General features: G+C 34.9%; 11 protein-coding genes. 2 read left to right on the plus strand and 9 right to left on the minus strand.

Translation table 11 applies throughout. From position 1 onward, the window contains the following. The first annotated feature begins 12 nt into the window (after positions 1–12). A complete protein-coding gene (gene galE / locus IPN70_05015) occupies positions 13–1,035 on the plus strand; it encodes a UDP-glucose 4-epimerase GalE (GenBank protein ID QQS61216.1) in 1,023 nt (340 codons plus the stop codon). Positions 1,036–1,046: 11 nt separating this feature from the next. Here the strand turns inward: galE and IPN70_05020 are convergent, their stop codons facing one another. The 8 genes from IPN70_05020 to IPN70_05055 all read right to left on the minus strand — a co-directional run bounded on the left by IPN70_05020 (position 1,047) and on the right by IPN70_05055 (position 11,542). Beyond that, on the minus strand, positions 1,047–1,397 hold the full coding sequence (locus IPN70_05020; protein ID QQS61217.1) for a hypothetical protein: 351 nt from the start codon (positions 1,395–1,397) through the stop codon (positions 1,047–1,049). A 40-nt stretch (positions 1,398–1,437) separates the two neighbouring features. Then, positions 1,438–3,636, minus strand: coding sequence for a hypothetical protein (locus tag IPN70_05025; protein QQS61218.1), 2,199 nt, complete (start codon positions 3,634–3,636; stop codon positions 1,438–1,440). Positions 3,637–3,652: 16 nt separating this feature from the next. Continuing rightward, positions 3,653–5,161: a hypothetical protein gene (locus IPN70_05030; protein QQS61219.1), complete on the minus strand. Its 1,509-nt coding sequence runs from the start codon at positions 5,159–5,161 to the stop codon at positions 3,653–3,655. A gap of 232 nt (positions 5,162–5,393) precedes the next feature. After that, on the minus strand, positions 5,394–5,900 hold the full coding sequence (locus IPN70_05035; GenBank protein ID QQS61220.1) for a hypothetical protein: 507 nt from the start codon (positions 5,898–5,900) through the stop codon (positions 5,394–5,396). 285 nt (positions 5,901–6,185) lie between these two features. Further along, complete coding sequence (locus tag IPN70_05040) at positions 6,186–7,061, minus strand: hypothetical protein (GenBank protein QQS61221.1); 876 nt, start codon at positions 7,059–7,061, stop codon at positions 6,186–6,188. Positions 7,062–7,275: 214 nt separating this feature from the next. Then, positions 7,276–10,149 carry a cation-transporting P-type ATPase gene (locus IPN70_05045; GenBank protein ID QQS61222.1) on the minus strand — a complete coding sequence of 958 codons (2,874 nt, stop codon included), beginning with the start codon at positions 10,147–10,149 and terminating at the stop codon, positions 7,276–7,278. A gap of 150 nt (positions 10,150–10,299) precedes the next feature. Continuing rightward, positions 10,300–10,998, minus strand: a complete 699-nt coding sequence (locus tag IPN70_05050; protein QQS61223.1) for a UMP kinase — start codon at positions 10,996–10,998, stop codon at positions 10,300–10,302. Positions 10,999–11,080: 82 nt separating this feature from the next. Continuing rightward, complete coding sequence (locus IPN70_05055) at positions 11,081–11,542, minus strand: hypothetical protein (protein ID QQS61224.1); 462 nt, start codon at positions 11,540–11,542, stop codon at positions 11,081–11,083. 77 nt (positions 11,543–11,619) lie between these two features. On the opposite strand from IPN70_05055, the gene rpmA reads away from it, so the two are divergent. Next, the gene (rpmA, locus tag IPN70_05060; GenBank protein ID QQS61225.1) at positions 11,620–11,913 is read left to right on the plus strand and encodes a 50S ribosomal protein L27; all 294 of its coding nucleotides are present in this window, start codon (positions 11,620–11,622) and stop codon (positions 11,911–11,913) included. Positions 11,914–12,012: 99 nt separating this feature from the next. On the opposite strand, the gene IPN70_05065 is transcribed toward rpmA, so the two are convergent. Further along, a complete protein-coding gene (locus IPN70_05065; GenBank protein ID QQS61226.1) occupies positions 12,013–13,656 on the minus strand; it encodes a CTP synthase in 1,644 nt (547 codons plus the stop codon). Positions 13,657–13,667 lie beyond the last annotated feature (11 nt).

The following is a 13,667-nucleotide window of genomic DNA, read 5'->3' on the forward strand; positions in this document are numbered from 1 at the left end:
TCATTTTATTTTATGAAAAATATTCTTGTTACAGGAGGAGCTGGTTTTATCGGATCACACACCGTTATAGAACTTGCCCAGGCTGGTTATAATCCTGTTATTCTAGATAACTTTTCCAATTCAGATCCTCGTATTCTTTTAGGTATAGAAAAAATACTTGGACGAAAACCTCTCTTTTATAAAGGTGATTGTTTAGATGATATTTTTCTTTCTAAGATTTTTTCTCTTTATCATTTCTCAGGGATCATTCATTTCGCAGCATTTAAATCAGTTTCTGAGTCAATAAAAAATCCTCTTCTTTATTGGAAAAATAATATCGATTCCCTTCTTCATATTTTAGAAATAGCTCTCAAAAAAAATGTCTCAGCTTTTGTTTTTTCATCATCGGCTACTATTTATGGAGAGCCTAACGAGGTTCCCATTTCAGAAGTTTCTCCAAGAAAGCTAGCTACATGCGCTTATGGAGCAACAAAACAAGCAGGTGAAGATATTCTTCAAAATATCTGCACGACACCTGCAAACAAAAAAATATTGAAAGGAATTTCTTTGCGCTATTTCAATCCTGTTGGTGCACATCCTAGTGGACTCATCGGAGAACTTCCTCTTGGAATTCCTCAAAATCTTATTCCTTTTGTTACTCAAACCGCAGCAAAAATACGAAAAGAACTTATTATATTTGGAAATGATTATCCAACACCAGATGGAACCTGCTTACGTGACTATATTCATGTAGTCGATCTTGCAAAAGCACACATCTCAGCTCTCACCTTTCTTTTAAAAGATAACGCTCCTCAATATGATGTTTTTAACATAGGAAATGGCAAGGCTTCTAGTGTACTTGAAGTTATCCATACGTTTCAAAAAATCACCAACGTTTCACTTCCCTATCGTATAGGTCCTCGCCGAGAAGGAGATGTTGTAAGTTGTTATGCAGAAGTCTCTAAAGCGGAAAAAATTTTGAATTGGAAAGCAGAATATACACTTGAAAACGCTCTTCGCGATGCATGGAACTGGCAAAAAAATATTCCTTTTTAATACGTTTTATTTTACACTTTCATTTTTTCATCTTCTCGAAGCTCTGAGACAGCTCGAATAACAGCCATAACAAGAAAATAATAAGCATACACCGCATAAGCTTCCGCTTGATCTTCTCTCTCAAAAACCAAAAGAAGTGGTGTTGCACAAAGAAATATTAATGCGGGTATGGCTAACATACGACTCGGAACTTTCTCCATAATAGACCAAAGAAAAATAAAAAATATAAAAATTTCAACAAGATCCCACTGAAAGAATGCTCCCATAATGACACCAAGAATCATAAAAATTGCATGAAGCTTTTTTTCCTTCCATAATGATACGAACCAAGATTCTATAGGAGATATTTCAATTTTTTTCATAATCATTTTTTAATATAAAAAATCCCAAACAACTCACTTTTCATACTGAAATAAGTTTTTTTCTTCGCTTTCGTAGATGCGCTAAAATTATTATTCCAAGGATAATAAAAAGAGAGACAAGAGAAATAATCATTCCAAGAGATGCGAATTTTTTTGGAGCGAATACAATTTCTATTTGATCACCTTCCTGTATATTTGAAAGATTCCATCCATTAAAAAATCCCAAAGATCTTTTCAAAGAAAGTGTTTCTTTTTCACCACTTGTATGTACGAGTGTCGCTGACCACAACGCATTAAATGGCTCAGAAAATGTAAGTATCTTTTGTGAAATCTTTTTATCAAAATGTATTACATACCCTGATTCATTTTTTATATAAGAAATTGGAAGAATTTCTGTTTTATTCACATCTTCGTAAGAAGCTAAAATACTACTAGGATCATCGAGAAATGAAAAGGTAAAATTATGTACATAAAAAAGTGGGAATATCCGCTCATCTCGAAGACGATACATATCAAAAACATCTGTCTGAACAACTTTTTTCCATTCTCCTATTTTTTCTAAATAAAGAACTTTTTCTTGAATATTTTGAAAAGATCCTGGCACTCCATCTTTATGAACAATAACATAGCGGACGTTTCCTAAACCAAGAAGAACTGTCAACCATTTTGGATCCTGATTTGATTGGGAAAAAGTTTTTGCATAATTCCATCTTTCAAAATAAGAAGATTGGGGTGATATCGTTTTTCTATCAAAAATTGAAGAAAAAATATCTTCTCCAAAATATGAATAGGAAGGAAAATAATCCCATTCACTTTCTTCGTATTTCGGTCCATAAGGAAGTCGTGCGATAAAACCATCCGCGGTACTCTCACGAAAACGCTTTCCTATTTTATAATATTCCTCAGGTAGTGTTACAAATACACCAAGGTCGAAATCATCCTCTTGTTCAATCTCATTTTTTTCATTAATAGGAATTTGATTATTTTTATACACACCTCCCACAAAAAAAGGAAATGCAACAAAAGAAGTAAGAATAGCTGAGAGAGCTAGTGTGAAAGTAAATTTTTTAGAAAACATAGCCGCACATATCCCAATAAAAATTCCAAGGGAAGGAAGAAAAAGAAGAAAATCACTCCCATTTCCAAGAGCGGCCATTCCAGGAAGTGTCCACATTCGATTTCCAAAAAATCCTGTAAAACCAGGAAAGCCAGAAATAAAAAAAGTAAAAAATAAAAGAATAGTTGTCATTGACCAGAAAAAACGACGACTTATTGCTAGAGAACTTTTTTTCTGTAAGAACCAGCCAGAAATAAGCCAAATAAGAGGAAGTAATGTAAGGAGTATGCCCACTGTATGCATTCCTTTGTAGGGTGAAGCGTAAGGAAACATCTGAGCATAATTCAAAGAAAGCCATCGAGATACTTGCAATAAAGAGGAGGGCTTCTCAAGAAGATGCAAAGATTGCTCTATTCCTGTTTGTGGGAAAAAAGTATCTTTTCCATATTCAAGACGAATAAGCGCCGAAGGAATAGCATAAGCACTTACAAGAAGAAAAGAAAGGATGAGAATTCCAAAAGAAATCATCTTCTTCCAAGAAAAAAACGATTCTGTGAAAATAGCTATGGAAATTGTCATAATAAGAAAGAATACTACGGTAACGATCAATGCTGACGGGTATAAAAATAAAGTAGAAAAAAGAAAAAAGAAAAAAGAACAAATAGCACCCATTCCAATAGAAGGGTTTCGTAAAAACATCCGATAAGAAGCAATAAATGCCGGTAAAAAGGCATAAGCAAAACCTAAAGGAGTAAAAATTTTTCCCGAAGCCACAAGATGTAAAGTAAAAATATTTATGGCATATACAAGGGAAAAAGAAAAAACCGTAAAATGAGAAGCGTGAGGAAATACTTTATAAATAGCCCAGCGCATTGATAAAAATGAAAAAAATAAAAAGAAATCCAAATAAATAGTCAATTGTGATCCATTGCTAAAGTTAAGAGTATCTAAAAGCCAAAATACTCCATACCAAAGAAAACCTCTCCATTCACTCTCTTCTACATAAGAAAAAAAATCTTGTGAGGCATTTGTAGGCATGGAGACGCTTCCTGAAACAAGAATGGCATCATTGGCAAATGTTGCTACACCAACAATCCATACAATAATAATAACGCCAAGAAACCGCCAACGCACATCGGAGGGGATTTTTTCTGTAAGATAAAAGAAAAGTCTTTGAAACATAGATAATAAGTGAAGTCTATTTTTTAGGAATTTTTGCTGTTATTCGAAATCTCTCTAGGCCAAACTTTCTTTTCACTTCATCTTTTGAATCAGTATAGCGAACCCGTACATAAATAAGGGCAGTATCTCCTTTCTCAGCTGTAAAAGTAAAAGAGTATTCTTGAGATTTTCCATCTAACTGAATATAAGGAATTTCTTTCCAATTTTTGGCATCATAAGAATATTCTAATGCGATCTGATCTTCATAATTACCGTATTGACTTGCTTGGATAGTCATTTCTGAAAAAGGAGATATTGTTGAAATAGGATACATAAAGTATTCTCCCACTTTGGAATCCCCTAAAACTCGGGATTCTTTTGGTTTAAAAGAAATGCTTGGAGTTGCTTCAGAAATATTAGCAAAATCAGAAATTGAATTATTACTTCTATACTCATAGCGAAGATAAGGACCAACATCTTCAATTTTTGCACCAGGAAGGAGAAGATTTTTCTCATTTTCTTCAAATGCATGTCGAATCTGAGCTACAACAAAACCCTCTTTTCCATCATCAGAAGTAACACGAGAAAATTCAAGAGTTCCTTTTTTGTCTTTTTCACGATAGCGAATTCCTAAAGCATAGCTTTTTCCTGGTTTTAATGAAAAAGGAAATGGAATATCAGACATTCCAGTTTTTTTCTTATATTTATCAATATCTGCTTCTGGAAATGATACCGAATGAATAATTTTTTTATCGACAACTTTACTTTCAGGATCATAGCCAAAAATATCGAGAACATAACGTTCGTCAGAAAGAATATCTCCTCGTCTAGCAGGGATAGAAACTGAATACATAACATCCCCAGGAGAAACAAAAGTTCCCCAAGAAATATAATTAGAACGATCAGGAAAAAAGATCTCTTTTTCAACTTTATTATCCACGAAAACACTTGCTATTTGAGATTTTCTTAATAGCGTAGGTTGAAGATTTTTTATAGCAGTTTCATCCGTAATTTTTAATCTTGTGGTAAATATATCTGAAATTATAACTTTTCCTCCTCTCCATCGATCTTCTTGTGTTTCCCCACTTTTTCTAATAATAATGTCGTGATAGAAATCATTCAATTGGAAAACGAATTCTTTAAAAACTTCTTCTCCGGAACGATCTAACTGTACTATTCCTATTTCTTTCTCTTCCCCCCAATCTGAAATAGCAAGAATATGGAGCTCTTCATCAGAGTCTAATGCACGAGCACCGACACCAATACGATACCAATCACCCTCTATAGAATCCAAGATATCAGGATATATTTTCTCTGGAATACTTCCAGAAAGATCTGCAGAGATTTCAGATAATTTTTCTTCAGAAACTTTAAGGGCATCATTTTTTCCAAGTTCATCTGTTGGAACAACTACTACATTATACCAAATAGAAATTATAAAAATAAAAAGAATAGCTCCATATTTTCCCCTTAAAAATAAGAAGAAATTCTTAAATAAGGAAAAATATTTATGTATCCATTCATAAGAAATCTTTTTTTCTTTCATATAACCATATTCTTTTTATTATAACCGATCTATAAATACTCTCTAAAAACCCATTCTATACTCTCTTATTATTTTTTACTAGAGGATCTCTACTATTTAACCCTATAAAATAAAAATATTTTTTAAGTCTATACTATTTTCCCTAAATTTTAAAATTTAGGGAAATATTTAAAAAGGCGCCTTGTTTTTTACAAGACGCCAAAAAAGAAATGAGACCCGATAAGATCAAAAGCTATCCAGGAGCGGATATCATTCGAACTTCTACGGATTTAAGTCCTCTCTCAACATTTCCGCCAATTTCCAAAAAAGTTGCCACCGTAGCATCTACTCGGTTTTTTCTCGTGCACGATCTTTTGGGACAACGATCCGAAGCAAAAGCTCTCACAGATTTCCCTGTTTTCGGATCTCGTATTTCCAACATAGATCCTAAGGGAAAGCGAGAATCTACTGCTACTGTTAATGAATTGGGATCCATGACAGCACCGCTTGCGGTACAACTGCCAGTTGGATGATAAAAAGAAAGATCTATCTTCATCCACGACTTTTTTATCGTTCGGGAATCAGAAGAGTATTCTTTTTTTACGGAAGATAATGATTTACAGCCTCCACTCCGTTTACGTACATTCTTACGCAAACTGTTCGTTGGTTCCTCAGAAATTTTTTTCTTCTTTTCTAAGGAAAGAGACTGACTTTTTTCAGCTTTTCTTACTTGGATTCTTTCCGAAGCGGATAAATCCATTGTTTGCAAAAAAAGCGAAGAAAGAATGATTAAAAACTTTGTTTTCAATGAACCATACCTCAGTTGAAAAAGTGTCACAAAACACTTACCCAAAATACACAAGTTTTTCTCTCCCGTCAAATTTTGTACGGTTATCTAATCAAAATTACATTTTGAAGATTTTTGATAATTACTCTTACCAAGAAGAAAATACAAGTAAACGACTACTTTTTAAAAACATTTTGCAAAAAAAATAAAAAACCCGTTGAATGTTTCCAAACAACGGGCAAAGTGGGAGACTAACTCTTAGGGCTTAAAAAACGTATAAGAATCCCCCAAAAAAGTTGTTCCGAGCGGAAAATCCCACATATCTACCGCAACATACAGATCTCTCTCACCTGCTTTACAGACCAGGAATCCATATGTGCCAAATGGAAAGTTGGGAATGTCTGCGACTACCGTATAATCATCCAGTTTCTTTACAGATCCCTGGATATAGGTAAAGTCAGGATTCCAAAATTGAAATCCGCAACTTGAAAGTTGCTCAGAATCCATGGGCTCCATAAGGCCATCCTTGTCCGAAAGGGCATAGATTTTATTGGTTCCGAAGTCCATTCGAACGGTATTGGTATTCTTGTCGATAATGGAAACATTTGGTTCTCTATAGTTTCCCATAGTGAAGAGATATTGTGCATCCACAGAGAATGGCTGTCCGGTCACATTAGTGACCGCCCAGTATGCCATATTAAACGGCATGTAATGGAATGTCCCTTCTTGACATGAAACTCTCATCCCGAAATATCCTTTAGCGGGATAGTTTGTCGGAACAATCATGAGGGGTCGAAAGAATTTGGCCCACGAAGCATTCTTCTCTTCCCATCCATTAAAATCGCTATGGAAAGCAACTTCGTAGGTTTCCTTTATGGGAGTACATCCAAATTCTTCAGGTGGAGTGTCAACAAGCCCGGTAAACGTAACCCGCAAGGGAAGGATGGCAAGTATCACACCCTCTGGCGTGATACGAATCTGCCCCACGCAGTTTCCCCATCCATTGTTTTGAGCTTCGCAATTGCGCGAGCTCACCTCGACGATTCCCGCAGCCGTAAATTGCTGCAGGGAGAATGCATTCTCTGTCATGCTGACAAAGAGAACAAAAAAAATAACAACAAGTAGCCTTTTCATTGGGAACCTCTTTTTCTTAAGGTGCTTTGGAAAAAACTTTTGAATACCTATTCAAAAGTAACCATTCGCATCTATTCACATTTTCTTTATTTTGTCAAGACTTTGCACAAGATAATCGCCTAGGTAACTAACTCAAAAAATCTTTAAAATAAGCCTTTAGAGAAGATGGTCGCACATCTTCAAATTCAAGCCTTTTCAAAATATATTCATACTGTTATTTTCTTTCTATTTTTGCAATCGTTTTTTTTCTCCATTCTTCATAAAGAAAAACAAATCCTGTTGTAAAAAATACCACCAACCAATCATATCCATCTACAGGACGTGTTCCGAGATATTTCTGAAAGAAAGGCACGTAGAGAAAAAGTCCTAAAATAAAGAATGACATCAAAAGAGCCCCCCATGCATATTTATTACGAAACCATCCGATTTGATGCATACGCAATCGTTCACTTCTAGCTTCAAAAAGGTTTGCCATTTGTGAAACAGCAAGAACGACATATGCTGCCGTAGCAGCCTCAAGATACAATTCACTCTGCGTATCAATCGTAGCACCCCAAAACCAACCACCTCGTTGAAGAGACCAAACAAAAGCAAAAACAGCACCAATTGCCATAATTCCTCCTAAAATAATAAGACGACGAATACCTTGCACATCAATTATTTTTTGTTTTGGAAAAAGCTTCTTCATTTTTTGATGAAAAATATTTTTTGATGAAGATGTATCTTCTCCTTTTGCTGAAGGCGTGTCTAACTTCTTTTCTGGTTCGGCCGGTTCCAATCCGAGAGCAAATGATGGGAAAACATCAGTTCCTAAATCAATAGCAAGAATTTGAACAGCGGAAATGGGTGTAGGCAATTGAAAAATAAAACCCAAAATAACCGTAAAAAGTTCACTTACGTTCGATGTAAATACATAATGAACAAACTTTCGAATATTAGAAAAAATAACACGACCCTCATGAACACCCTCTACAATGGAAGAAAAATTATCATCCAAAAGAATCATATCCGATGCCTCTCTAGAAACATCCGTTCCTATTATACCCATAGCAATACCGATATTTGCTTTTTTTAGAGCAGGAGCATCATTCACACCATCTCCCGTCATAGCGATAATCTCCCCCTCTGATTGAAGGATTGTTGCAATTCGAAGTTTTTGATTTGGAGCAATTCGAGCAAACACAACATCTCTTGTGTGAATATTCTTTGCAATCTCTTTATCTGTAAGCTTTTCCAAATCTTTACCACCAATGACGTCAAAAGATTTACCTTTTTCTCCTGAAATAATCCCAGCCTCTCGTGCGATAGCCTCCGCCGTTGTTGCATAATCACCCGTAATCATAAGAATACGAATCCCCATTTCTTTGCACTTCTTTACAGCATTCGCAACTCCAATTCGAGGAGGATCTATCATTGCCAACATTCCAACCCAAACAAGATCACGTTCCATTTCACTTTCGTAGGAACCCTCTTTTACTTGAGAAATATCTCTAAAAGAAAAAGCTAATAATCTCAGGGCTTGACTGGATAAATTTTCATATTGATTTCGAACGGATTGTTTTTCTTCTTCAGAAAAATGAATTATATTTCCAGATTCATCTAACCTTTTAGAGGCCAAAGAAAGAAGCACATCCGGAGATCCTTTTACATAGGAATATTTTACATTCTCTTCATTCCCTAAATAATTCTTTTTTGCTTCATAAGCAACGCTCATACACATCCTTTCTGAACTAAAAGGTATTTCCATTAACTTACCTTGTCCTGAAAGAAAAAAATTCGGTTCAGCATTATATTTTTTTGCCGCAACAACAAGAGCACCTTCTGTAGGATCTCCCAAAATAGAATATTTTCCATTTTCTTCAACTAAATCAGCATCATTACAAAGAGATGCTATTCGAAAAAGAAGATCTCCATGAGGAATTTCTTCGGACTTAACAGTTTTTCCATCAAGAGAAAAAACTCCTTTTGGTTCATATCCCGATCCACTTACCGAAAAAATAGAACCTCCCACAATCATTTTTGTTACCGTGAGCTCATTCTTTGTAAGCGTCCCTGTTTTGTCGGTACAAATAATAGTAACGGATCCTAATGTTTCTACAGCCGAAAGTCTTTTAGCAAGAACATTCTTTTTAAGTAATCGTTTCATCCCAAGTGCCAAAGAAACTGATATTGCTGCTGGCAATCCCTCTGGAACAACTGAAACAGCAAGAGCCAAAGCCAAAAGAAAATTTTCATACCAAGAAAAATGCAAATATTGACCCACGAGCATAACCACACCCCCAATAAATATTGATAAAACAGCAATGCTTTTTCCCAACATCTGCATACGCTTTTGAAGTGGTGTAGGTTCTTCAACAACAGCTGTTGTTATTTTTGCTAATTTTCCCAATTCAGTTTCTTCCCCAGTTGAAACAATAACTAAACGAGCTTCTCCGGAAACGATTGACTCCCCCATAAAGATCATATTCTCAATATCAGAGAGGCCTGTTTCTTCTTTCATCACACCCACTTGTCTTTTTTCTGGACGAGATTCTCCACTAAAAATGAATCCGTCTACTCGACAAGAATAACTTTCTACAATATATCCGTCAGCAGGCATTTCAGTACCAGCATCGACAAAAACAACATCTCCAGCAACAAGGAATTGGGCTTCAATTTCTTGACGTTCTCCATCACGAAACACCAAAGCTTTGTCAGAAGTAAGTGTCCGCATTTTTTCCATAACTTTTTCAGCTTTATATTCCTGAAAAAAGCCAATACATGCATTTAAAAAAACTATGATAAGAATAATTACACCATCTCGGGTTGCTCCAGTAGCAAAGGCGAGAGCTGAAGCCACAAGAAGAATAATAACAAGCGTATCAGAAAATTGTTCAAGAAAGAGAATTATTGTTCGATGACTCTTTTTCTTTGGAAGCTCGTTTTTTCCATCTTGCACAAGTCGACGAGCTGCTTCATTAGAAGTTAGTCCAGAAAGAGACGTTTTTAATCCATCAAAAACTTCTTTCGCAGACATAGAATGCCATCGTTTTGATCGAGAATTAGTTTTCTGTTGAAATGCTTCTTTATTCCCTTGAAAAAAATTCATATTATTTTTTTATTTACTCTAAAATTTTTACATATTTCTTTCAGAATACATCAAAAAAATATTCTTCGAAAATACATAAAATATTTCTCTATTTTATTCATCAGCATACTTATAAAAAGTTTACTCCAAAACTTCCCAGATACCTTCCATTTAATATATTTGTGTACCTTCGTATGCCTCCCCTTCCAAATAAGCTCTCAATCTTTCCAGTTTTTTCCCATTCATAATTATAACCCTAAGATCATTTTCTTGAGAAAGTTTTGCCGCAATAGGATCAAATGGAGCGTTAAGCCCTGGGTTCCAAACATCGCCAACGATTTTTCGAAAGTCAGCCCATGTCGTTTCTTTAATTTTTTTTGCTTCAGGAAATATTTTTGGATCCTTATCGTAAACATAATCAATATTGGAAAGATTAATAAGGGATGATATGCCTAAATATTTTGCCAAAAGAACGGCATCATAATCAGTAGAACAACCAGGACGAAAGCCTGCTGCAATAATAATAGGCTCTTTCGCAAAAGAAAAATCCTCAAGATCATGAGGATTTGTATTGATTCTTGGATAGGCATATTTACGAAAAATTGTTCGCATCAAATGAGCATTCAATCGTGTGGAGTGTATACCAAGCCAATCCTTATCTTCGTCAGTCAAATCTGGATCAACACGATATGCGGACTCCTGATATTTTCTCGCTGTTTTTCCTCCTCCAGTAATAAGAATAAAATTCCAACCTTTTTCAACATATTCAATAATAAGATTGTGAAAATCACTGAGATATTTCCAATCTATCTCATCAGGAACAATAAGTGATCCACCTAAAGAAATGACACATCTTTTTTCTTTGTTCATAATTTCTTCTTTTTATCCAAAAATTATTTCTTACCTTTAATGTTGTAATGTTCTAGGATTTTTCAAATAAATTTTTTTATTCTTATTGTATGCATCCTTCTTGATAGCCAGCCTGTTTTGCTTCTTCGGCGTTTTTAAAGCATCGGATATTTTCGGGTTTTATCCTCTTTGCCCAAGAACACGTAGGTGAATGATATTTATCGCTATTTTTACTTCCTACAAAAAGACAATCCGCTTTATTTCCAGATAATCCCTCTCCTGTATTTTCTTTCGAAACAGTCTGCCCTAAAACTGTAGATGATTCTTCTTTATTAGATAATGCACATTTCGGGCAATCTTCCCTTACTTGTTCAAGAATTAGAGGCTTTTGATTCTTCTCTTGAGCGTACAAAAACCCTATTTCAAAAGATACCACGGAAGAAAAAAATATAATAGCAACTATCAAAAAATGGAACTTATTTTCTCTAAGCCATGCTCTAAGTTTTCTTAATCGTGAAGGGAAAAATTTTCCCTTTTTATCTGTTTCTAGAAATTGTCTTGACATAAAGTCTTATTTTTCGTACACTCTCTTCTGATAGGAGATATATTCTCCACTGTAACGCAATCATTTTTTTTGGCAATATGGCACATAGAAAAGCAGGTGGATCGACGCGTCTAGGACGAGATTCTATATCGAAAAGATTAGGAATCAAAATTTTTGGAGGACAGCCCGCAAAAAGCGGAAATATTATTGTTCGTCAGAGAGGAACAAAATTTCGTCCTGGGAAAAATGTAAGAAAAGGTGCAGACGATACTCTCTACGCATCAAATGATGGTATTGTAAGCTTTCTCAAAAAGAAAGTTATTAGCTATACTGGAAAAATAGTTAAACGACAATACGTACACGTCAAAGATCCTATAGAATTAAAAAAGTAAAGAAATTTTTATTTTCCTTTTCTGAAAAAATCCCTCATATGAGGGATTTTTTAAATGAAATTCTACGTTTTATCAGAAAAGAAAGTTAAAAATATATCTCTAGGAATTGAAATTTTTCTTTCTTTCTCCTGATTTCTTTAGAAATTCATTAAAGAGTGGATGCCCTGTTAGAGGTCTGGATTGAAGTTCTGGATGAAATTGAGTTCCCACAAAAAAGGGATGCACCTTTCGAGGGAGTTCAACAATCTCCATAAGTCTTTTGTTGGGAGATTTTCCTGAAAAAATCATTCCAGCAGTTTCAAGTTTTTCAATATACTGAGGATTCATTTCATAACGATGACGGTGACGCTCGGAAATGCGTTCTTTTTTGTAAGCGGCATTTGCTATTGTTTGAGGAGAAATCTCAGCAATATAAGAACCTAAACGCATTGATCCTCCATAATTTTTTTTCTCAAGAAGCTCTTTTTGTTCAGGCAAAATATCAATTACAGGAAAAGAAGTTTTTGGATTAATCTCTGTTGTATGCGCATCCTTCATACCAACAATATTTCTTGCGTATTCAACGATCGACATTTGCATTCCATAACAAATACCCAAAAATGGAATTTTTTGTTCACGAACATATTGAATTGCAAGAATTTTCCCTTCTATCCCACGCGAGCCAAATCCTCCAGGAACAATAAGTCCGTGCAAATCCTTCAATTCATCAAGTGCTTTTGGATCATTTTCATACTTTTCAGCATCAATCCAAAGTATTTCAGGTTTAAAACCATATAATGCCCCTGCATGCTTTATGGATTCTATTACGCTAATATAGGAATCAGAAAGAACAAAATCACCAGTTGTAAAATATTTTCCAGCTATTCCAATTCGAACCTTTTTCTTTGAAGATTTCAATCGATCTACAAAAAATTTCCATTCTTTTAAGTCTGTCTTTTTGGAATCAAGATGAAGTTTCTTTAAAATAAGTTCGCTAAGATTATCTTTCTCAAAGTTAAGAGGAACTTCATAAATACTATCAATGTCAGGTGCGCTGATTACATCCTCTTCGGAAACATTACAAAACATAGCTATTTTCTCTTTTCTCTTTTTATCTATAGATTTCTCCGATCTTCCTATAATAAAATCCGGCTGTATACCAGCTCCTTGTAAGGTTCTTGCTGCATATTGAGTTGGTTTAGTTTTCATTTCCCCTATTTTATTGGGGATGGGTAAATAACTCACCAAGACAAAAAGAACATCTTGCGGATACTTACTTTTCATCATTCGAGCCGCTTCAAGAAATAAAACATTTTGATATTCTCCAATAGTTCCTCCAATTTCAACCAAAGTAATATCAGCTTTTGATTTTTTTTGGGCGTTTTCTATCCTTCTGATAACTTCTAAAGGAATATGAGGAACAACTTCAACGCATTTTCCCTTGTATTCGAGATTTCTTTCTTTTTCAATAACACTCAAATACACACGACCCGTCGTCATATAATTATCATTGGGCAGATTCATATCCAAAAATCGCTCATAATTACCCATATCCTGATCGGTTTCATATCCATCTTTCAAAACAAAAACCTCTCCATGTTCCGTTGGATTCATCGTGCCCGCATCAACATTAATATAAGGATCGATTTTTAAAGCAGTTACAGAAAAACCCCTTGATTGCAATATCTTCCCAATAGAAGAAGTGGTAATTCCTTTTCCTACACCACTCATAACACCACCCACAACAAAGATATATTTTCCCATACTTTTTAGTA

Source organism: Candidatus Moraniibacteriota bacterium, assembly GCA_016699795.1.
Taxonomy (GTDB): domain Bacteria; phylum Patescibacteriota; class Minisyncoccia; order Moranbacterales.